The 22,197-nt window shown below is 30.5% G+C and carries 18 protein-coding genes; 3 read left to right on the top strand and 15 right to left on the bottom strand.

What is annotated here, in order from left to right; translation table 11 throughout:
- Window positions 1–15 precede the first annotated feature (15 nt).
- The 12 genes from KPL37_RS11840 to KPL37_RS11785 form a co-directional block, all read right to left on the bottom strand.
- On the bottom strand, window positions 16–2,397 hold the full coding sequence (locus KPL37_RS11840; RefSeq protein ID WP_216149583.1) for a hypothetical protein: 2,382 nt from the start codon (window positions 2,395–2,397) through the stop codon (window positions 16–18).
- Window positions 2,398–2,409: 12 nt separating this feature from the next.
- Window positions 2,410–3,318, bottom strand: a complete 909-nt coding sequence (locus KPL37_RS11835) for a type IV pilus modification PilV family protein (protein ID WP_216149581.1) — start codon at window positions 3,316–3,318, stop codon at window positions 2,410–2,412.
- Between the two features lie 10 nt (window positions 3,319–3,328).
- Window positions 3,329–4,573, bottom strand: coding sequence for a hypothetical protein (locus KPL37_RS11830; protein ID WP_216149579.1), 1,245 nt, complete (start codon window positions 4,571–4,573; stop codon window positions 3,329–3,331).
- Window positions 4,570–5,130, bottom strand: a complete 561-nt coding sequence (locus KPL37_RS11825) for a PilN domain-containing protein (protein WP_216149577.1) — start codon at window positions 5,128–5,130, stop codon at window positions 4,570–4,572. The genes KPL37_RS11830 and KPL37_RS11825 overlap by 4 nt, the downstream gene beginning before the upstream one ends.
- Window positions 5,131–5,143: 13 nt before the next feature.
- Window positions 5,144–6,292, bottom strand: coding sequence for a pilus assembly protein PilM (gene pilM / locus KPL37_RS11820; RefSeq protein WP_216149575.1), 1,149 nt, complete (start codon window positions 6,290–6,292; stop codon window positions 5,144–5,146).
- An 84-nt stretch (window positions 6,293–6,376) separates the two neighbouring features.
- On the bottom strand, window positions 6,377–6,853 hold the full coding sequence (locus KPL37_RS20105) for a prepilin-type N-terminal cleavage/methylation domain-containing protein (protein ID WP_281418676.1): 477 nt from the start codon (window positions 6,851–6,853) through the stop codon (window positions 6,377–6,379).
- A 147-nt stretch (window positions 6,854–7,000) separates the two neighbouring features.
- Window positions 7,001–7,471 (bottom strand): prepilin-type N-terminal cleavage/methylation domain-containing protein, encoded by a 471-nt coding sequence (locus tag KPL37_RS20100; protein ID WP_216149573.1) that lies wholly within the window; start codon window positions 7,469–7,471, stop codon window positions 7,001–7,003.
- Between the two features lie 160 nt (window positions 7,472–7,631).
- Window positions 7,632–8,837 carry a type II secretion system F family protein gene (locus tag KPL37_RS11805; RefSeq protein WP_216149571.1) on the bottom strand — a complete coding sequence of 402 codons (1,206 nt, stop codon included), beginning with the start codon at window positions 8,835–8,837 and terminating at the stop codon, window positions 7,632–7,634.
- A gap of 30 nt (window positions 8,838–8,867) precedes the next feature.
- A complete protein-coding gene (locus KPL37_RS11800) occupies window positions 8,868–10,553 on the bottom strand; it encodes a GspE/PulE family protein (protein ID WP_216149569.1) in 1,686 nt (561 codons plus the stop codon).
- A 626-nt stretch (window positions 10,554–11,179) separates the two neighbouring features.
- The gene (locus KPL37_RS20095) at window positions 11,180–11,641 is read right to left on the bottom strand and encodes a prepilin-type N-terminal cleavage/methylation domain-containing protein (RefSeq protein ID WP_216149567.1); all 462 of its coding nucleotides are present in this window, start codon (window positions 11,639–11,641) and stop codon (window positions 11,180–11,182) included.
- 254 nt (window positions 11,642–11,895) lie between these two features.
- Window positions 11,896–13,560 (bottom strand): adenine deaminase, encoded by a 1,665-nt coding sequence (ade, locus tag KPL37_RS11790; RefSeq protein ID WP_216149565.1) that lies wholly within the window; start codon window positions 13,558–13,560, stop codon window positions 11,896–11,898.
- A 138-nt stretch (window positions 13,561–13,698) separates the two neighbouring features.
- Complete coding sequence (locus KPL37_RS11785; protein ID WP_216149563.1) at window positions 13,699–14,397, bottom strand: ribonuclease H-like domain-containing protein; 699 nt, start codon at window positions 14,395–14,397, stop codon at window positions 13,699–13,701.
- Window positions 14,398–14,614: 217 nt separating this feature from the next.
- Between KPL37_RS11785 and KPL37_RS11780 the strand changes: the two genes are divergently transcribed.
- Genes KPL37_RS11780 through KPL37_RS11770 form a run of 3 tightly spaced genes read left to right on the top strand, consistent with a single transcriptional unit; the run spans window position 14,615 to window position 16,832 of the window.
- Window positions 14,615–14,839: a FeoA family protein gene (locus KPL37_RS11780; RefSeq protein WP_071615015.1), complete on the top strand. Its 225-nt coding sequence runs from the start codon at window positions 14,615–14,617 to the stop codon at window positions 14,837–14,839.
- A 34-nt stretch (window positions 14,840–14,873) separates the two neighbouring features.
- The gene (gene feoB, locus KPL37_RS11775; RefSeq protein ID WP_216149561.1) at window positions 14,874–16,637 is read left to right on the top strand and encodes a ferrous iron transport protein B; all 1,764 of its coding nucleotides are present in this window, start codon (window positions 14,874–14,876) and stop codon (window positions 16,635–16,637) included.
- A 27-nt stretch (window positions 16,638–16,664) separates the two neighbouring features.
- Window positions 16,665–16,832 (top strand): FeoB-associated Cys-rich membrane protein, encoded by a 168-nt coding sequence (locus KPL37_RS11770; protein ID WP_216149559.1) that lies wholly within the window; start codon window positions 16,665–16,667, stop codon window positions 16,830–16,832.
- 41 nt (window positions 16,833–16,873) lie between these two features.
- On the opposite strand, the gene KPL37_RS11765 is transcribed toward KPL37_RS11770, so the two are convergent.
- The 3 genes from KPL37_RS11765 to KPL37_RS11755 all read right to left on the bottom strand — a co-directional run bounded on the left by KPL37_RS11765 (window position 16,874) and on the right by KPL37_RS11755 (window position 22,140).
- Window positions 16,874–17,578, bottom strand: coding sequence for a ribonuclease H-like domain-containing protein (locus KPL37_RS11765; protein ID WP_216149557.1), 705 nt, complete (start codon window positions 17,576–17,578; stop codon window positions 16,874–16,876).
- 217 nt (window positions 17,579–17,795) lie between these two features.
- On the bottom strand, window positions 17,796–19,499 hold the full coding sequence (gene argS, locus KPL37_RS11760; RefSeq protein WP_216149556.1) for an arginine--tRNA ligase: 1,704 nt from the start codon (window positions 19,497–19,499) through the stop codon (window positions 17,796–17,798).
- 577 nt (window positions 19,500–20,076) lie between these two features.
- Complete coding sequence (locus tag KPL37_RS11755; RefSeq protein WP_216149554.1) at window positions 20,077–22,140, bottom strand: thioredoxin domain-containing protein; 2,064 nt, start codon at window positions 22,138–22,140, stop codon at window positions 20,077–20,079.
- Between the last annotated feature and the right edge of the window lie 57 nt (window positions 22,141–22,197).

The following is a 22,197-nucleotide window of genomic DNA, read 5'->3' as shown; positions in this document are numbered from 1 at the left end:
CTCATAACTTAAATTTTACTTTAATATTTTCCATTTATCTAAAGCAACAAGATCTTTATTAATTGCATTTCCTGTTTCTTCACCTTCACCAGTTCTATCAACAAATGAAACATTTTGTATACCTTGAGGTGTATCCTCATTAAATATTTTACTATACGTTGTGTAATCTTTAGCTATTAGATTTAAAATATAATTTTCATCATACCCAAAAGTTTTTAACAAATTATCTTTCGCAGTAATAAAATCTCCACCTACAATTACAGTTCCAGTAAAATTAACCTTTCCATAGACCAGTACATTTTTTTTGGTAATTATAATGCCTTTAGCAACACCGTTTGTTGCCCGCAAATCTATAACCTCCGTATGGTCATCATCTGAAAAACTACCAACTGCATCATTACCAACAATGATTACATCTTTGTCCTTAGTCCTACATATTACTTCTTCTGTAGTTGTATCAATCTTTTCAGCATCAAATTCATCAGTATCTAAAAATACCTGTGCTACCTGATTAGTTTGATTAGTTGCTGAATTTCTTTGTTTATCCCCCTCAAATACAGCTCTGTTTATTTTATAATTATTATACACATCTAATAAATCAAGACTTCCTATAAATCCTCCATCACACCCCATTTCATAAATATGACTTGCTAATGCCCTTCGTTTTGGAATTATTGTATTTAATTGTTCATCAGTACCAATATAACTAGAACCTGAAACTTTACCACCATTAATCACTGCACCTATGCTAATAGTATTGTCTGGAAGTGTAATTCCACTTTTATTTATCGGATCTTCGCTAAACAAGTGATCATATAACTGAAAATATTTTGCTTTATCAATTATGTTTAAAGCAGTATTATTTGTATCATTAAAATTGTTAGCTAATAACAATGAATTAAAGTCATAAAAGCTTAACCTTCCTTCACTATACTTAGTAATTAAATCTTGATAATATGCATCAGTTGACGTCTGTTCATCAGGTATTGGAGTAGCATAAGCCTTATAATTACCTTTTATAGCCAAAGATTCACCCGTTTCATAGGACGATGGTGAAGTGTTAATGTATGCTGCACCCATAATAATTGCTGCTTTATTTATACTAATCGCAGAGCCCACTCCAATATCATCCGAATTCACAATAATACTACTTGAGGAGTTATAATCTGAAAGACCTCCACCGGACTTTAATTTACTTATCTCATTAACTCCATAGTAATTATCAATATTAATAGTGCTACCTGACGCATTTAAACTCAAATCATTATTGGTATATATCGATCCATTGTTTGCTGCATTTAATTTTAAACCTGATGAAGAAGAGAGAGCAGTTTGTTTACCAATATAAACATTTCCAGCAAACACATTGCCACCATTAGTAATATCCACTTCATTGTCACTCCCAGTAATGTTAAAACTATTTGGTGTGCTTACATCCTTTGAAAATATAGCTTTAATACCAGTACTATCAGAACCTATTGTTATACCACCATTATATTTGCTATAAACTTTATTACTATCAGTAACCTTGGTAGGCTTTCCTTTTACAAAAACATCACCATTTACTGTTAAATCACAATCTATATTCATATTTCCATCAATAGCAATTGCCTTTTTCCAAGCAGGATTTACCTTAATAGTTTCACCTTTAGTTTGAACGTAATATGCTTTCCCATATTCAGGAGTGGTAATTGTAACATGTGCACTTAATGCCTTTTCATTAGATGTTTCCCCTGCTAACTTTGGATCCGAAAAAGTTGAATTAACTGTAAATTGCATCACACCGGTACTTGAAAAGCTTGCTATCGGAGGTGTTGCTGTGATTTTGATATTATTAGATACATCTGTAGAGTATAATAATTTCAAATTATTTTCCGCTTTTTTTAAATAATCATTTCCATTAAAGTTATCGGGATTATCCTTGTAATCTTTAATGTAATCTACTAAATAATCTACATCGTTGGGATAGAAACCTTTTTGAAGATATGTAGCAGAATTATCAATATATTCTTGAATATAAGCCTTATATGCTGTTTTAAATTCTGTATTTTGTTTTTTCTTAAAATTTTTTTTATTAAGAACCTTAGATTTCCCTTCAATATCATATAAATCATCATATTCAGGCGCATCCGGATTAGTATTAAAGTCGTCCATAAAAACTTTAACTGAATTGTTCCCCACTTTTACTCCTTGTTCTACAAGTTTCTTTAGTATTTCTTCAGTTATATTTAATCCTGAATCTGATAAATATAAGCTCTTTGTCTTTTTACTCTCAACAATCCTCATTTGATAATCAGAAACCGTTGCAGCTAAAATTACAGTTCCAAAAATAGTTAATAAAGCAAATATAAGTACCACAATAATTAACGAGGAACCCTTGTTTTTTTTTAAGTTCATATATATTCCTCCTTACCTAACTAGACTTAGAGCTGTACTAACCTCATACACTTTAACTTCATTACTTGAGTTCTCATTTTTATATATTTTCACAGTGATATCATAAACTCCATTATTATTTAAATCCTCACCTGTAGGAGGATTTAAATTATCCTCGTAAAGCTGAACAAGACCATTTGAATAAGTAAAATTATTTACCTTTGAATCATTTCCACTAAATACATAAATTTGCAGAGGATTTGTCAAATTATTTTCTAAAAAAATATTATCTGTATTATCACCAGAAACTATCTTTATCTTGCCTGAGTTTGTTATACCTGAAGAATCGCTTATTCTTTTATAAGAACCTATTTCGGTAAGATCATTACGATTTTTCCACACAAGTTTTATGTTGTCATTATCACCATTATTAGGATTATTAATAATTTCAAAATCACTGCCAATTACTATTGGAATTAATTTGTGAGATTTATCAGCTTTAATTACATTAATAGTATCCTTATTCATTTCAATAGTTAAATCATATGCAACTGTATTTTCAATTGACCTATTATTGTATTCCAAGTTTCTTCTCTCAAATGTCACATCTGCAGTTAATGAGTTCTTAGTATCTACATTTATGTTTGTTTTACTAAACCTAATATTATGACCAGTGGTAGCAGGAACTGCATCTAAACTTCCGCTTCTAAGTTCTATTTTATTACTATTAGAAGCGCTAACAGCATTATTAGATTTTAATTCCTCAATTATTTGTTGGGAAATAGCCGCAGCTTTCTGTTTATATTCTCCTGATTTACTGTTTTTCACCCCTGATATTACCATCATACTTACAGGAATACTCATTATACTAAATATCGCAATGCTTACTAAAACTTCAATTAATGTAAAACCTCTTTTCTTTTTTTTAATTAAGTTTCCCATAAGCATCCCCCTATTGAACTATTGAATTAACCGTATTTCCTTCTCCTATAATTGCAACTCTGGGTTTAGAACTATCCTCATATGAAATATATGCATTTACTACCCTTGAAGTTTTATTAATTATTCTTACGTTAGCTCCAGCTTTATCACTATTTGATAATCTTTTGTTTGAGAATATAGCAATAGATATGTCCTTACCAACCGGTGTAAACTCTACACCATTTGTATTATATTGTTGTGGATAAGTTTCATTGCCTACTTTATATTTATAATATTCTTTTCCATCTTTTTCAATAAAAGATATCTCTACAGCTTGGGCTATATTATTATCATCATAAACATAAGTTTTTTTATCTTTATCATTATACGTCCCAAGCATAATAGCTGGCAGATCAGAGTTTACTGATCTTACTCCCATAACAAAATCCTTAACTTCTTCTTTTGGTTTACTAGCATCTTCTATAGTTGTTTTAATAATAGGTATTGAGGTCTTACCACTAGTAAATGGATTGTCCTTGCCATACTTATTATTATAATCCCATTTAAAATAATCATCGTTCATAGTATCTAGTTTAGGAATTGAATAAAAGTCTAATGTTATAGTTCCAACTAGCTCTGTTGATGTTTCACCATTTAGTATTAAACTAGATATAATTATATTTTTCTCTTGATTTTCTACATTTTTAATGAAACTAGAAATATTGTCGTAAGAGCCTTTAATACTAATAGCAGCCTGCATATATTCAACACTATCTTTACTTGAAATCACAGCTTCCGTATCTGAGGCTTTGTCTGCAGTAGTACTTACTCTCGCTAAACTTAATTTATTATATTGATCTACAATAGATTGTAAAGGTAATACCTTGGTTTTAGAATTACTTGCGTTAGTTTCACTATTTTTAGTTGTATCTACTGATTTATCTTCTCCACTAAAAGCAAATGAACCCTCTATCTTGGATTTATTTAACAAACTGTCTATTTCTATTATTACTTTTTTTTGTTGTATAGCAGGGTACGTATTATTTACAATATCCTGTAGCTTTGAATTAATGACTTTTATGTCCTTTTCCCTTTTACTAGCCATTATAGTTTGATATTTCATTTGTTCTAGCTGAGCACTATACTTTATTTTTTCACTCCTCAAAGCTTCTAATTTATTATGTTGACTTGTAAATATAAACTTGTAATAACCACCAAATACTATTATTAAAATTAGAATACCAATTAATACTTTCTCATTTTTATTTAATTTCATTTTACACCAACACCTTTTAAAGTACATTTGGCAGAAAAACTATACTTACCTTTTACAGAATCTGTGCTTATAGCATTAATATCTACTGCACTAATATTATTCAGTTTTAATAAATTGTGTTCAAACTCTGCTACACTAACTCTATTTGCAGCCGTGCATTGAAGTTGAACTAAGCCTTCATTAATAGTCATTGATGATATAGACATATCCTGAGGTAATGTTGAAAATAAAGATTTAATAAGTTCTCCACTAACTACTTTCTTGCTCAAAATACTTGTATATGAAGCCCTAGCTCCTACATCATATTTATTAATTAAATCATACTTCTTTATAGTGGTTCCAGAATTTTTATACTTTTCCTGGAAAGTTTTATCAGTTATATTTGCTTTAAGATTTCTAATCTCTTTATTCAACAATATACTATTCAGAAAAAACATTGCTGTAGAACCTATTACATATATTAATATTATCCCAACAAGTAAATACATAAAAACATTTGCATTCTTAGACCTTTTTGTAGAATTGGTATATGGTAGAAAAAAGTTTAAATCTGTCATTTAATTCACCTGCCTAAATTCTTATTATTGCTCCAATTGCATTCAAATAATGAACTATATCCTCACTTTTAATATTGTCCTTTAATTCCACATTATTAAGTGTGTTAATTCTCTTCACAGGAACATTTAAACTGTTTCCCATAAACTCTTCAATTCCCTTAAGCCTCGAGCTTCCACCGTGTATAAATATTTTTTCTATTTTATTATCAACATTTTTATTTTTAAAAAATCGAAATATCCGTCCTAGTTCATCTAACCATTCTTCCACATCTTCTCGTGCAATCTTTGTAATATCATTTATATCTTGGTTTAAAAGATCAGATTCTTTAATTTTTTTAACTTCTGCTTGGCTTTCGCCTATTTGAAATATTTTTCCAATATGTAAATCGATTTGCTTACCACCTGATTTAATTATTCTAGTAAATTCTAATTTGTCTCCAGTATATATATTAACCTCAAGTGACTCCGCTCCCATATCAATAACAGCAATAGTTGCTTCAGAATCATATTCTTTTTCATTAATTATATCCTTATGTTGAATTAATTTTTTAATTGTATTATAATTGACATCAAGAGCATATGGTCTTAATTTAGCACTTCTTAAAAGTTCCATGTAATTTTCAGCTAATTTTCTTGGATAAATAACAGCTAGAATTCTTAACTTCTTAACATCTTCAATATTTACCTTTTCCAAAATACTATATTGAACAATATAGTCATCCATATTTATAGGTAAATAATGTTGAAGTTCAAATTTAACCATAGTTTCAAGCTCTGCATCATTAGCTTCTGGTACAAGTACCTCTCTACTAATTACCGTAGTACTATTGCTAGTACAATTTGCATCCTTTAGCTTGACTTTATTATTAGATAAATATATTTCAATTTCTTTTGGAAAAACTTCAAGGTTTGGTGTGTTAGTTTCACTAATAAAACTAACAGAAGGCCTAAACATAAAAGCCTTTTCAATTATAATTTTATTTTTAGAACACTTTCCAACTACCACCTTAGTATTTTGTGAACCTATATCTAAAGAAACAAACTTCTTTCCATTAAGAGGTTTATTTGGTTTTAAATCAATATTAACTTTTTCTTGTTTTCTTAGAGAAGATAAATCAGAATTAAGTAATTTTTTAAGATCTATTTTTTTTAGCTTTTCCATTTAAACACCTCTTTTTTAAAATAATATATTAATATAAGAATTAGTGTAAAGTTTTAAATAAACTTTACACTAACATGGAAAATACTAATGTGTTGTGAATACTTGAACTATGCCCGTATCAGAAATAGTTATTGTATATCCTAATGCAGTTGTTGAACCATATGTTACTGCATTGGGATTATTTAAATCTACTGTAGCGGTCATTGCATGTCCTTGTGGAGGTCTTACATTCGATAATGATGTTGATATCGCATCCGCTTGTGTAGATGTAGCAGGAGTAGCTACTAATGTTGCTTTTGCCGTTGTTGGAAGTTCTACTGTATCAAATGCAACAGTAAAACTAATATCAGCTGTAGTCGGTAAAGTATTATCCGCCACCATAACCTCTACAGCCTTCTTTATTGTTTGACAACTCTGAAGATCTGCATTGTTGGCCGATCTATTTCTAAGAGCTATGAAATTAGGTACCGCTATTGCAGCCAAAATTGCTATAATTGCAATAACAATTATAAGTTCAATAAGTGTAAAGCCTTTCTTTTTTGATTTGATTATCTTTTCCATTTTTAATCCCCCTAAACATTTATTTATGCTATATCTGCTTTTCTAGTTTTTTAGCTTTTCTATTTATATCACTACTTTTTTTAGCAATGTATAAATGTAAATATTAGTGTAAAGTTTTAAATAAACTTTGCACTAATATGAAAGATACTATGATGTTGGTGTTGGAGTTGTGAATACTTGAACTACACCAGCAGCAGAAATAGTTATTTTATATCCTGTTGCCATTGTTGAACCGTATTTTACTGCATTTGGATTATTTAAATCTACTGTAGCGAGCATTCCATGTCCTTGTGGAGCTCTTACATTTGATAATGCATCTACTATTCCATCATGTCCTGCAGTAGTACCACCTGTTCCTGTTGTTACTACTGCAGGATTAAATCCAGTAACAGTATAATCACTTACCACTGTAACTGATATAGTATTATCAGCCACCATAACCTCTACAGCCTTCTTTATTGTTTGACAACTCTGAAGATCTGCATTATTGGCGGATCTATTTCTAAGAGCAATGAAATTAGGCACCGCTATTGCAGCCAAAATTGCTATAATTGCAATAACAATTATAAGTTCGATAAGCGTAAATCCTTTCTTCTTTGATTGGATTATCTTCTCCATTTTTAATCCCCCTAAACATTTATTTATGTTATATCCACTGTAATTTTACAGTGGACTAATCATTGAATTAATTTTTAATGACATTTCAGAAGAAAATTCTCATTCTGAAGTCTTTAATATTGCAGCATCGAAGATGATGAACATCTACGCAGGTGATGATTTAAGTAATGGTATTATACATACTAAACATCGGCTGCATAATTGAAATTACCATGAATCCAATTAAAATCCCCATTATTATAATCATTAAAGGTTCTAGTAATGAAGTAAAGGAAGTAATTTGTGCATCAAGTTCGTCATCATAAAAGTCTGCTGTTTTATTAAGTATTTCATCTAAGGAACCCGATTCCTCACCGATGCTAATCATAGATATTAGCATCGGAGGAAAAAGATTAGTTTCCTTAATAGATTCTGAAAGCCCATTACCCTTCATAACCTGCTCCTTAGCTTCTATTACTTTTTTTTTCACTATAATATTACCAACTACTTCTGATACAATATCAAGTCCATCCACCAATGTTATGCCACTTGCAAGCACAGTTGAAAGAGTTCTAGTAAACCTGGATACTATTATCTTTTGATTAAGTCCTTTTAAAATAGGAATCTTAAGTTTTAAAGAATTCGAAAAAATTTGACCAGTATCACTTTTTAAAAAGTATTTAGATCCAAAAATTATAGCTAAAACCATAATTATAATTATGATAAAATTATTTTTTAAACCTGCACTCAGCCCTAGCATTATTTTAGTAGACATTGGCAGTTCAACTCCGCTGCTAGTAAACATTCCAACAAATATCGGCATTATAAAAACTAATAATATTACCACTACTGCTACTGCAACTATGCCTAGTACTATCGGGTATATCATAGCTGACTTAATTTTGTTATTAATTTTATTTTCCTTTTCATAATGGCTAGACATTCTAAGCATTATGGTATCAAGATTACCTGACAATTCTCCTGCAGCTATCATACTAAGTAACAGATCCGGGAAAATATTTTTTTGCTCTTTCATAGCTTCTGAAAGGGTGGCTCCTTTTCTTAATCCATCATTAGCCTTAAGTAGTGCACGTTTGAATTTTTTGTTCGTCATTTGTTCCCCCAATACCTGCAAACAATTACTAATAGTCGCTCCTGCATCAAGCATAGTGTAAAACTGCCTACAAAATATCGATATGTCCTTAGTTTTTATTTTTTCTAATAAACTAAGTTCAATATTTACACCAGTTTGCATCTCTTCTACTAAAAGAGGATAATAATTATTAAGACTAATCATCTCCATAACTCCATCCTTATCTTTTGCCTCATAAGTGCCTTCCAATCTTTCGCCCTTATCACTCATTGCCTTGTATTTATATTTAGGCATTGTAATTACAACCCTCTTTCAATTTCTTTATTATTGATATGCGATCTTTACAAGTTCTTCAACTGTAGTTATTCCCTTAAGTACTAATTCACCACATGCCTGACCAAGAGTTCTCATACCATTTTTGATTGAAATTTCTTTTAATATTTCACTGTTATTTGAAGTAATTATTGCATCTTTATGTTCTCTTGTTATTTCCATTATTTCATAAACACCAGTTCTTCCCATATAACCTGTCCCTTTACAAAATCCACATCCTTCACCCTTATATAAAATCATATCATCTTCCTGCGCTACCCCTAAAATATTTTTTTCATAATCTGAAGCCAAATAACTTTTTTTACACTCAGGGCATATTTTTTTAACAAGTCTTTGCGCAACTATTCCACAAATCGATGAAGCCGCAAGATACGGTTCTATTCCCATATCTATAAGTCTTAATATTGAGGATGGAGCATCATTTGTATGCAATGTGCTTAAGACTAGATGCCCTGTTATAGCTGCTCTTACAGCTATTTCAGCAGTTTCTGCATCCCTTATTTCCCCAATCATTATTATATCTGGATCTTGCCTTAATATAGACCTAAGTCCATTTGAAAACGTAAGCCCTGCTTTTGTGTTAACATTAACTTGATTTATACCATCAAGCATGTATTCTACAGGGTCTTCAACTGTTATAATGTTCTTATCTTCACTGTTAAGTTCACTCAGAATAGTATATAAAGTTGTAGACTTACCACTACCTGTAGGTCCTGTAACCAGCATAATTCCATGAGGACTTCTAATAATGTTTTTTAACTGTTTTAGCTCGTACTCACTCATTTCAAGTCTTTCAATACCGATTCTATTTGAAGCCCTATTTAGTACCCGCATTACTACTTTTTCGCCATAAACTGTAGGGAGAATAGATACTCTTACATCTACTGTCTTATCTTCTACTGTCATAATTATTTTTCCATCTTGAGGTATTCTTTTTTCAGCAATATTTAAATTAGCAAGTATCTTTATTCTAGCAACCAAAGCACTTAATGTATCCACTCCAAGGGTTGATATTTGTTGGAGTTGTCCATCTACTCTAAATCTTATTCTTATATTTTTTTCAAAAGGCTCTATGTGAATATCACTAGCCCTAGCCTCAATAGCATTTTTAATCAAATAATCCACCATTTTTACAACTGGTGCATTTTTTACATCATCTATGGAAGCTAGTTCTTGCTGATCTTGTACCTTATTATTCTCCTTTTCCTTTGATAATTCTGCCGCCGCTTTAGTTACTTGTTCATCTGAATAACACCTATGAATAGCATTCTTTATTTCTTCTTTTAACGCTACATAACTTTCGACTTCAAAACCTGAAGCTATAGAAACATCATCAATTGCATATATGTTAAGTGGATCCCACATCGCAATTTTTATCTTATTCTCATTAAATCCAAAAGGTATTAAATGGTGCTTTTCGCAAACATTTTGCGGCACTGCCTTAATAGCCATCCTATCAATATTAATCGAATCTAATTTAACTCTAGTTATTCCTGTTTGCTCCTCGATAACACTTATTATATCTTCAGCAGTTACAATTCCATCATCGACTAAAAGTTCACCTAGCTTTTTCCCTAAAGTCTTCTGTCTCCTTAAGGCATCCTGTAATTGTCTTACTGTAAGTTTTCCAGCTTGTACTAATAAATCTCCAAGCCGTCTTTTTATTTTGTTATCCATATAAACACCTCGTTTCGAGATTTAATAGTATTTATTTTATCTTCTGTTTAAATATTCTCTTCTATTAAATTGTTATTCAAATCTTTTTTGCAATATTCTTTATTTTATTAAATTAATTTCAATCACCCATATGTTATTTTATTAAATCAAAAGAGAATGTTTATAAAATCTCATATTAATTTAGGTTTTATCGACCAAATTTCATTAAATGTCAACTATTAATTAATTACTAATTCTGTAATTTTTTTTGTAAACTTTATGTAAAATTATTATATATCTTTTTTTATGGTAATTCAACTAAATTATGATAAATATTGTTGGTTTATGTAATAAATAAATGATTTTTCATCTAAGAACCTATACTATTTATTTCCTTTGAATCTAATAATATTTGCAATTAAATATTGTGATTGCAAATTTAGACTAATATAAGTAAAAACCCTTTATAAATGTTCTAATTTATCTCCTTTTTCTTTTTTATAAAGGTATCTTACTAATTTCTGAATTCATTTTTTAAAAACAAATAAAAAAAATCTTACAATAATATTAATTATTATTGTAAGATTTTTATTTCCTCTTTTAATCGACAATAAGTTTTATAAAGTGAATTTTACGTCTTAAATATGTTAATCAATTACATCTTTTAACTTTATTGTAGGGTATCCTGAACTTGTTGTAGGATACAATTCATTCTCTCCAACCTTTACACTTACATCACCAGTTGTATTAATAACAACCGTAAAATTAGCTGTTGATATAGCTTTAGGAGTTGGTACTTTCTGAAGATAATCTGTTATTGTTTTACTCACTCCAGTTGTGCTGTCCTTAATCTCTACTGGTGTGACGTCGGTACCTGGTATTATTTCACCTTTTACGATTTGTGCATATGTAGCATCAGCAATAACCTTCGCACTAGATATATCGGCCTTTACCTTAGCATCCTTTAATATTCCACTAAACTTAGGCACCGCAATCACTGCTAAGATACCAATAATTGCAATTACAATTATAAGTTCAATCAATGTAAATCCTTTTCTTTTAAATTTATTCGTCTTATTTTTTGGTATCTGCTCTAAAATATTCAACATAAAAATACTCCTCCTTACAACAACTTATTTATCTAATTATTGCCAAGAAAGAGTATTTCCTATTCAGTTTAATTTTTATTTTTCATCTTATTCAACATCAGAATTTATAAAGTCAAATTTGTTATAATCAAACAATCCTCTAGCAGTGATTTTAACGACATTTCAGAAGGTAATTCCTCCATTTCTATAGGTGGTATTAAATACTATAACAAAAACAAAACTTAAGTTTAAATGTAAACCTCCTTCTGAAGTCGTTAATGTTTCAGCACCGCAGGTGATGATTTAACTGCTGGTATTACGGGAAGTGACATAAAAGATAAACTTATAAAAGGATCATATTCTGTCCTCACTCCAAAAGCTCTGGCCATTCTACTAAGTCTTTTTAAATTCTCTGCTACCATGTATGGAGCCTCAAATGTCATTATTCCTCCTATTGGCAAATTTAACTGAGCAATAACCTTTCCTTCTGAAACCATTGCTATACCGCCACCGATAGAAACAAGAGTATTAACTGCAACCTCCATATCCTTTTCATTGTCTCCAACTACTATTACATTGTGAGAGTCGTGAGCTATAGTTTGTGCTATGGAACAATTTTTTAGACCTAATCCTTCTATAAATGAAACAAAATGCCTACCTGTATTATGATGACGCTCAAATACTGCTATTTTTAATACATCTTTATCAATTATCCTCTTTATATAACCATCTACATTTTCTGTTTTCCTCTGCACTAATTTAGTTTCTAATGAATGTGGTATCAATTTAATAACATTCACTGTAGGAGTTTTGCTTTCAACCTTAAATAGTTCACTCTTTATAAACTCCATGTGCATAGAAGATTTTATATTTAATTTGGAACGTTTTTTATCCGGTAATTCCTTATACTCTTTACCATTTTTTATAACTTTTAATATATTCAAACCCTTTAGTTCTTCAAATATCACAAGGTCTGCTTTATACCCTGGAGCTATAGCTCCTCTATCCAATAAATCATAACACTTAGCTGCATTATATGATGCCATTATAAACGCCTTTATAGGATTAAGTCCCTGCTTTATAGAAATTCTAATGCAATTATCTATAGACCCTCTTTCTAGTAGATCATCTATATGCCTATCATCCGTGCAATATAAAAACCTTCCATAATTACGATTATTAACTGCTGGAAGTACTGCCCTTAAATTTTTTGCAGCTGATCCTTCTCTTAGCATAACGTACATTCCTCTACTAACTTTTAGTAATGCATCTTTCTCATTATTGCACTCATGGTCTGTTTTTATCCCACAGCTTAGACATGTATTTAACTCACTGGGTGATATATTAGGGCAATGCCCATCAATATGTTTATTTTTTGCCATATCTAATTTTTTTAGTATATTATCTTCCTTATTCACAACTGATGGAACATCCATTACCTCACCTAGGCCAAGCACGCAATCATTATCAATTAACTCTTCTAAATCTTCAGCATTAAGTACGTACCCACTATCCTCAAATTTCGTTGCCGGAACACAAGATGGCAACATAAAAAATGTATCTATCGGGGCTTCTTTACTGCTTTTAATCATTGCTTTAATACCTTCTATTCCTTCTACATTAGCTATTTCATGAGGGTCTGCTATTATGGTAGTTATACCTTTTTTAATTACTACCTTGCCAAACTGTTTTGGCATAATCATGGAGGACTCTATGTGAACATGTGCATCAATAAAACCCGGCGCTACATATAAGTCTGAACAATCTATTTCAAGACTTCCTGAGTACTCACCAATACCTATAATAGTGTCGTCAACTATTGCAATATCGCCTCTATCTACCTCTTCAGTAAACACATTAATAAACCTTGCATTTTTAAGCACCAAATCTGCCTTTATTCTTCCCATGGCGGCATCAATGTTTTTCTTAACTTGATCCATATGCTTCCCTCCCTCAATATTTGCTAATCCCTTTATATAAATTATTACGAAAATGGTTACAGTATTCCTTATTACTACTCTAAACATAAAATTTCTTGTTTTATACTTGTCTTTAATTATAAAAAATAAAAAACACAGCTATTGCTGTGCTTCATCACAGTTAGACTGTGTTTCATCTTCCTCCGTTTTTAACCCTACTCTATTATACCAATCTACATATATATAGAATAAACTTACAACATCTTGTTGATTATATAATAGTATTTTTTCTTTCTTCTCAGGAGGCATTCTATTAATATAATCATTATCCCTTACTATCTTACTAAATGTTTTTGCTAAATTAGAACCACTTATTACTTCACTTTCCCTATCAATCTCAAATATCTTTTCTAAAGCTTTAAGACCAATACAAGTTCCTTCTGCTTTTTCAAAACATTTCTGTAAATCCACTTCTCCAAAATAACCTTCTAATATAAAGTCTATTTTATAAGCTTTTAATAGATAGTTTATAACTGTAAAATCATTGTTTCCCGAAAACGTAACAATGTATTTTTTATTATACTTAGTCTTCATTTCTTCAAAATAGTTTTTAGCTAAAGATAATATTTCTATAGCATCTTTTTTATTTTCTGCCATATACTGCGTAACCTTTAATTCATTTGTTGTTTCATCATAATAGCAGCACCCAAATACTCCAATACATATAGGCTTTTTATAAATGTAATGCTCTAAATCAAAAAACAATGCATCTTTAAAGAGTTGTTTATTTCCGTCTATGGTAAGAGAGCCTTCTACCGAAATATCTCCTACCTTAATACTATTAAGTTTTGTAATCACAATATCACTCTTTTCTACTAAGTTTTGTAAGAAGCAAAACCGTAAATTTGCACACATATAATTTAAAACTCTGCCCTATGTACATGTTATCACATTTTAACTATTTTATAAAAGCATTTTAATCATTTAATAAATTTTATTATTGTTCTTTGTTGACACTAATATATAACCATGTTAATATTATATTGAGAATAGTTTTCATTAAGGAGTGATTGTTATAAGCATTTATGATTTAAAACCAGGAGATAAAGCACTAATTCAATCCGTTTGCGGGGACGATAAGTTTGCTAAAAGACTACTCGCATTAGGCTTCATTGAAGGTACCGAAGTTAAATTAATTGCTACTGCACCTTTAGGAGATCCTATAATTATTAATTTACGTGGTTTTAATATAGCCATTAGAAAGAATGACGCTAAAAATATATCTATACTAAAATCGTAATTATTATACCCAAGATACCCAGAGGAGGATTTGAATGATTACTGCCGCTTTATTAGGTAATCCTAATGTTGGTAAAACGACTCTATTTAATGCACTTACAGGTTCTAACCAATATGTAGGGAATTGGGCTGGAGTAACAGTAGAAAAAAAGGAAGGCTTCGTAGAAAATAAAATTAAAATTGTTGACTTGCCGGGCATTTATGCCATGGATACTTATTCAAATGAAGAAAAAGTTTCCAAGGAATTTTTACAAAGCGGTGACGTGGATGTAATTATAAATATTGTCGATGCATCAAGTCTTGATAGAAATTTATACCTTACAACTCAATTAAAGAAGTTTAACAAACCAATAATTTTGGTATTAAACATGATTGATGTAGCAGTTGCTAAGGGTTTGGATATTAATTATGACCAGCTTTCACAAAAACTAGGTGTAAAAATAATACCAATAGTCGCTTCAAAGGGAAAAGGAATTTTAGATGTTAAAGATTGTCTTCTTAAAGGTGATTATGTTAGTAAGACAACAAACAGTCTAAACTTCAAAGATGAAAAGGAAACTTATTCGTACATTGAAGTTTTACTAAAATCCTGCACTAATAAAAAGAAAAATGATAAAGTTTCTATTACACAAAAAATAGATAAAATCGTGCTTAATAGGATTCTTGCTTATCCTCTATTTTTCCTAAGTTTATTTGTAATTTTTATGTTTACCTTTAACTGGGTTGGACAACCTTTAGCTGATTTACTCGATAAATTGCTTAATGATATTATTGTACCCTTCCTAACTAATATATTATCGGATAACAGTGCTTGGTTCTCTTCTCTACTAATTGACGGTGTCATAGGTGGCGTAGGTTCAGTAATAGTATTTTTACCAGTAATATTAGCGTTATTTCTAGGTATTTCATTTTTAGAAGACAGTGGCTACATGGCAAGAGCTGCCTTTATTATGGATAAATTAATGAGGAGAATGGGTTTATCAGGAAAAGCTTTTATTCCCTTAATTGTTGGTTTCGGCTGTTCTGTGCCTGCTATAATGTCTGCTAGAACACTGGAAAGCGATAAAGATAGAAAATTAACAGCACTTTTAGTACCTCTTATGTCTTGTAATGCTAGGCTTCCAGTTTATGCATTGTTTGCATCAGTGTTTTTCCCCGGTAGCAAAACCCTCATGGTATTTTCATTGTACTTACTAGGAATTTGTATAGCCTTTGGAATTGGTATTTTATTTAAAAACACATTATTTAGGAAAGACGAAGAACCTTTTATTATAGAATTACCTGAATATCAATTACCAGAACTAAAAAGCTTATTAATACATACTTGGGAAAAGGGTAAAGGTTTCTTAAAGAAAGCCGGTACTATTATCTTTTCTATTTCCGTACTAGTATGGTTTTTATCAAACTTTAACACTACAGGTATGGTTGATATAAACTCTAGTTTTTTAGCTAGTATAGGTAAATTTATAAATCCAATATTTATTCCTCTTGGATTTGCCTCATGGCAAAATTCAGTAGCACTTTTAACTGGTCTTATGGCTAAAGAAGTAGTTGTAGGAACTATGGGTGTTATATATGGTGGTAATTTAACACATGCTTTAGCTAATCATTTTACGCAACTATCTGCTTATAGTTTTTTAGTTTTCGTATTATTATACACTCCTTGTGTATCAGTAATTGCAACTATGAAAAAGGAATATGGAAACAAAATGGCTATTTTCTCTGTGGCTTATCAATTAACACTCGCTTGGGTAGTTTCTTTCATAATATTTAATGTTGGAAGCATAATAATGAGGTAATATAAAAAATAAAGAGGTGAGTCACCCATGGAATATATTATTGTTGGTGTTATCGTTATTGTAGCAGGATACATCTTGTATTCTACTATAAAGAAACAATCACATGGTGATTGTGGCTGTGGGAATGGCTGTAAAGGCTGTAACCAAAATTGTGAGACAAAAACATCTAATAAAAAAGATAACAAAACAGAATAACAAAAGTGGTATAGTACATTAATGTACTATACCACTTTTTTTTAAAACCTACTGCTCACTGTTTTTAGTGGCTGCTTTGTGTTTATACCATTTTTCATAAGAGACATTTGTTTTTTAGCTAATTTTTCTTTTCTCTTAAGATCCAAATCAATTTCAATAGTGTTAATTACTTTGAAAATTTCAGGCAAATTTACAACATCTTCATAATTATGAAGCATAAGAATCTCTTTCAGCTTTTCATCATGTTTTAATAGGTATTCATTGTAGAGTTCAACCCACTTTGCTCCGTTAATTTCATCTTTTCTATTGATACCAATAAACTGCTCCACACTTTTTAAACTACAGTTCTTAATTCCCATTCTTTTATGAAATGGTCTTATAAACTTATATAAATCCATGTGTTCTCTAGGTAATCTATAGCCGAAATTGTATCTATACATCTTCCTAATTATGAAAGGTTCATCAAATGCTGTACCATTATAGGAACACCACCTTTTAAACTTACCCATAGCTTTCGTGAATTCTTTTAAAATATTTACTTCCTCGCTTGGTGACTCCGCGAAATATTGAACAATTTTAAATTCACCTTCGCTTAAGTAATACCCTAAAGATATTAGTACTATTTTGTCATATTCTAGATCAAAACCCGTAGCTTCAATATCCAAATATGCAATAGTATCCATCCTGTATTTGCTGAAAATTTCCTTTGGTAAAACAACTTTAATTTGATATTCTTTTATGAACATAGTTCCCCCTAATCTATAAAAAAAGAAAAGCATACATTATAACAAATGTGTTTTTATTTGCTTAGCAAATGTATTTTTATTTGTGTAGCAAATGTGTTTTTATTTGCTAAGTAGTCCTAAACAAGTTTTACATTTTTCTATACTCTAATAATACAGTAAAAACAGCGTTATTGCAAATGCTGCAACAACGCAAATTTCAATAAATGCTGTGCTAATACTACATTCTATCTACGACTTCTATACCTATAAGGCCTAATGCGTTCTTAATTACGACGCATGTTGCTTCTACCATTTTAATTTTGGCTTTTTTATCAGATTCATCTTCCAAATTAGATATGTTGTACTGATTGTAAAATTTATTAAAAGCCTTAGCTACATCAATTACATATCTTGTAACCATTGATGGTTCTAATTTATCAATAGCAAACAAGATTGCCTTTTGGAAACCTTCTAACTGCTTTACAAGTTCAAATTCCTCTTTAGAATTTAATTTATTGTAATCAAGTTCTATATCAGTTTCTTTGCTAGTCTCTTCAACCTTCCTTAATATACTTTTTGCTCTTGCATAAGTATATTGAACATAAGGACCTGTTTCTCCCTCAAAGCTAAGCATTTCTTCCCAATTAAAGACGATATCTCTTTCTCTATGGTTTTTTAGATAAGTGAATACAATAGCTCCTATTCCTACCTTTTTAGCTACAGCCTCTTTATTTTCAAGTTCAGGATTTTTTTGATTTATTACTTCAAGAGTTTTAGCCACTGCTTGATTTAATAATTCATCTAGGAAAATAACATCACCTTTTCTTGTAGACAATTTTTTATCTGCAAATCTTACCGTACCAAAAGGTACATGCACACAATCATCTGCCCACTTATTTCCCATAAGCTTTAAAGTAGTAAATACTTGTTTAAAATGAAGAGCTTGATCTTTCCCAACTACATAAATATTTTTATAAAAGTTGTAAGTCTTTTTTCTATATGTTGCTGCTGCTAAATCACGAGTTGCATAAATTGTAGCTCCGTCTGATTTTTTAATTATGCATGGTGGGATATTGTAATCATCAAGCATTACAACTTTAGCTCCATTACTCTCAACTAGTAGTCCCTTTGCATCTATGTCCTTAATAATATCATCCATCTTATCGCAATAGAAACTTTCACCAGCATAAGAATCAAATTTAACATTTAAAATTTCATAAAGTTTTTTAAACTCAACTAAGCTTAAGTCACGGAATTTAGTCCAAAGCTTAACTTCCTCTGCAGATCCATCTTCTAAATTTTTAAAGTACATTTTTGCCTGTTCATTAAGAGTAGGGTCAAGATCAGCTTCTTCGTGAAATTTAACATAAATTCTTAATAATTCTTTAATAGGATCTTTTGCTAAAGCATCCTCATCTACCCAGTTCTTATAAGCATAAATAAGCTTACCAAATTGTGTACCCCAATCTCCAAGATGATTAATTCCAGTACAATTATATCCTTCAAAAGATAGTATTTTATATAATGAGTTACCAATAACTGTAGTAAATAAATGTCCTACATGAAATGGTTTTGCAATATTAGGAGATGAATATTCTACTACTATATTCTTACCTTCACCCATTTTAGATGAACCATAGTTGTCTCCCTCTTCTAATATTTTTTCTACAGTTCTTTTAATAAATACTCCTTTATCTAGGAAGAAATTTAAATAAGGACCAAAACACTCTATTTTCTCAAAACCATCTTTTTCTATTTTTTCTTTTAAGTCCTTAGCTATCATATTCGGTGCTTTTCTCATAGCTTTTGATAATTGAAAACATGGAAAGGCAAACTCTCCCATTTCAGGTTTTGGTGGTATTTCAATTAAATTTTCTATTGTTTCTATGTCGAGCTCCACCAACTGTTTAATTCTTTGTGCAACTATTTTTTTATAATCCATAAAAATTCCCCTCCTGTTTTGCTCTGGGTAGATAACAATTATTAACTGTTATCCCCTCCTATAATTCATTTCGCTTCATAATGATAATTATCACCAATTTGACAACTCATGTGCATTGTAATATAACAAAAAACCCATCTCTAAATAAAGAGACGGGTTATATTTCCGCGGTACCACTCTAGGTGACTATAAAGTCCACTCAATATTTTAACGCTAGTTAGCGGCATACCCTATAAGAGTCAAAAGTCGATCTTTCTAACTAGTTCAGGCAGCTTCTCCAAGGTTCTTTTCCTAAAATCAATGTAACATTAATTTCGTTAAATAGTTATCTATTCAACTTCTTATACCTTATAAGGCTTACACTCTACCCTTACTCGCTTTAAGATTAATAAGAAAGTACTGTCCTCTTCATAGAATTTAATAATTCTATATTTATTCGATAATACACTATATTATATCCCTATTGATTCATATTTGTCAATTCCTTTACTTCTTAACTACTATTATATATAGGTTATACTAAATTACTTGTTTAATTACTTAGGAAAACAATTCATAATTGTTTTCCTAAGTGTATTTAACTCTTAATAATTTCAGAGAAATTTTTTAAATCATTAATAGGTTCTTTGCAATTATAATTTTCACAAATATAAGCAGTCGTTTTACCAAGCAATTGTTTGTGCTCATTTAGCTCAGAATTTATAGAAATCAACTTTTTATCACCATTATTTAATACTACTGTAGCAAAAGGCATATATGTGCTATTAATCTCTTTAATCATATCTTTAGTTCCGCTTGCATTCGCATCCCCAGAAATTATAATATCTTTTCCTGGTACTGTGCTATATAGTAGAGCCATCATAAAATAAGCATGAGCACTTTCTATAGTCTTAACCTTTGATGCAAAGGTCTTAAACTGTTCTGCAGCCTGATCTTCTAATTTACTATTAGCCGTTAATCTAGCAAGTCTTAACATGTTTAAAGTAGCTACTGAATTTCCAGAAGGCATTGCACCATCATATATATCCTTAGGCCTTGAGATTAGTTCTTCTCCATCAATTCCATATAGAAACAATCCGCCCTTATTTTTATCTTTAAACAGTTTAATCATATTTTCATTAAGTTCTATAGCTTTAGCTAAATATACTACGTTAAAAGTAGCCTCATATAGTTCAATTAAAGCATGAACTGTAAAAGCATAATCGTCTAAATAACCTAGGTTGGCAACATCACCCTCTCTGTACCTTGCCATTAACCTCCCTTTATCATTAATCATCTTACTTAGTATAAAATTTATAGCTTTTTCAGCTGCATTTATATAACTTGTATTTTTAAAAACTCTTCCTCCATAGGCAAGAGCTGCAATCATAAGTCCATTCCAGGACGTTAATAGTTTATCATCTTTATAAGGATGAATTCTTTTTTCTCTATATTCAAATAACTTTTCTCTCATCTTTTCTAAATTATGATTCGTTTCTTCATCTATATGAGCACTACTTTGTTTTCCAATAAGGTTTGGAATATTTTGTCCCTCAAAATTACCTTTCCTTGTTATATCATATTGCTTGCAATAGATTTTATAGCTCTCTTCACCTAAAACTAAAGCTACTTCCTCAAGCGTTAACAAATAATATTTACCCTCGATTCCTTCGCTATCTGCATCCTCAGCGCAGTAAAAAGCTCCTTCCGTCGAGGTCATATCCCTTAAGATATAAGTAAATATTTTCTCTGCGACTTCTTTATAGAATTTTTTACCTGTAGCTTCAAAAGCTTCAATATATACCTGCGCTAAAAGGGCATTATCATATAACATTTTTTCAAAGTGTGGCACTAACCATTTCTGATCTGTTGAATACCTAGAAAATCCAAACCCAATATGGTCAAAAATTCCACCCGCATGCATTGCTTCCAAAGTCGTCTCTACTATTTCTAATGCTTTAGGCTCATCATAATTTTTCCAATATCTCAATAAAAATTGTAAATTGTGTGGAGCCGGGAATTTTGGTGACCTTCCAAATCCACCATATTTCTCGTCAAAAATACTTTCAAAGCTACTATATGCATTATGTATTTCATCTTCACCTATTTCTCCAGGTTTAACAAAACCATCAATGTTTTTTATATGCTCCACTATTTTTTTACTAGATTCTATAATATTCTCTTTATTTTCATTCCATTGCTCTGCAATAGAAATTAGTACATCTTTTATACCTGGCATACCATGCATACTTTCTCTAGGGAAATAAGTACCTGCATAAAATGGCTTTTTATCCGAAGTCATAAAGATTGTTAAAGGCCACCCGCCACTGCCAGTAAGAGCCTGACATACAGACATATAAATACTATCTACATCTGGGCGTTCTTCTCTATCAACTTTTATTGCTATAAAATATCTATTTAATATTGCCGCTACTTCTTCATTTTCAAAAGATTCCTTTTCCATAACATGACACCAGTGACAAGTACTGTAGCCAATTGAAAGGAATATTGGTTTATCTTCTACTTTAGCTAAAGTAAAGGCTTCTTCACCCCAGGGATTCCAATTTACTGGGTTATACGCATGTTGCAAAAGGTATGGTGACTTTTCATTAATTAATCTGTTAGGTTTTTGCTTTTGTTTAATAGTATAAGGTTCAGTCATAGCTACAACAACTCCTATCAAATATGTATTAACAATATTATACCCATTCTAATTGCT

This window comes from Clostridium frigoris (genome assembly GCF_018861865.1).
Lineage (GTDB): Bacteria > Bacillota > Clostridia > Clostridiales > Clostridiaceae > Clostridium_AD > Clostridium_AD frigoris.
This window is presented reverse-complemented; position numbering and strand designations above follow the sequence as displayed.

Bases quoted from the DNA above. Each gene is read 5' to 3' on its own strand.
- feoB (WP_216149561.1), top strand. From the start codon at position 14,874: ATGATTACTGCCGCTTTATTAGGTAATCCTAATGTTGGTAAAACGACT.
- ade (WP_216149565.1), bottom strand. From the start codon at position 13,560: ATGGATCAAGTTAAGAAAAACATTGATGCCGCCATGGGAAGAATAAAG.
- KPL37_RS11840 (WP_216149583.1), bottom strand. From the start codon at position 2,397: ATGAACTTAAAAAAAAACAAGGGTTCCTCGTTAATTATTGTGGTACTT.
- KPL37_RS11835 (WP_216149581.1), bottom strand. From the start codon at position 3,318: ATGGGAAACTTAATTAAAAAAAAGAAAAGAGGTTTTACATTAATTGAA.
- argS (WP_216149556.1), bottom strand. From the start codon at position 19,499: ATGGATTATAAAAAAATAGTTGCACAAAGAATTAAACAGTTGGTGGAG.
- KPL37_RS20105 (WP_281418676.1), bottom strand. From the start codon at position 6,853: ATGGAAAAGATAATCAAATCAAAAAAGAAAGGCTTTACACTTATTGAA.
- KPL37_RS11830 (WP_216149579.1), bottom strand. From the start codon at position 4,573: ATGAAATTAAATAAAAATGAGAAAGTATTAATTGGTATTCTAATTTTA.
- KPL37_RS20100 (WP_216149573.1), bottom strand. From the start codon at position 7,471: ATGGAGAAGATAATCCAATCAAAGAAGAAAGGATTTACGCTTATCGAA.
- KPL37_RS11800 (WP_216149569.1), bottom strand. From the start codon at position 10,553: ATGGATAACAAAATAAAAAGACGGCTTGGAGATTTATTAGTACAAGCT.
- KPL37_RS20095 (WP_216149567.1), bottom strand. From the start codon at position 11,641: ATGTTGAATATTTTAGAGCAGATACCAAAAAATAAGACGAATAAATTT.
- KPL37_RS11770 (WP_216149559.1), top strand. From the start codon at position 16,665: ATGGAATATATTATTGTTGGTGTTATCGTTATTGTAGCAGGATACATC.
- KPL37_RS11755 (WP_216149554.1), bottom strand. From the start codon at position 22,140: ATGACTGAACCTTATACTATTAAACAAAAGCAAAAACCTAACAGATTA.
- pilM (WP_216149575.1), bottom strand. From the start codon at position 6,292: ATGGAAAAGCTAAAAAAAATAGATCTTAAAAAATTACTTAATTCTGAT.
- KPL37_RS11825 (WP_216149577.1), bottom strand. From the start codon at position 5,130: ATGACAGATTTAAACTTTTTTCTACCATATACCAATTCTACAAAAAGG.
- KPL37_RS11765 (WP_216149557.1), bottom strand. From the start codon at position 17,578: ATGTTCATAAAAGAATATCAAATTAAAGTTGTTTTACCAAAGGAAATT.
- KPL37_RS11805 (WP_216149571.1), bottom strand. From the start codon at position 8,837: ATGCCTAAATATAAATACAAGGCAATGAGTGATAAGGGCGAAAGATTG.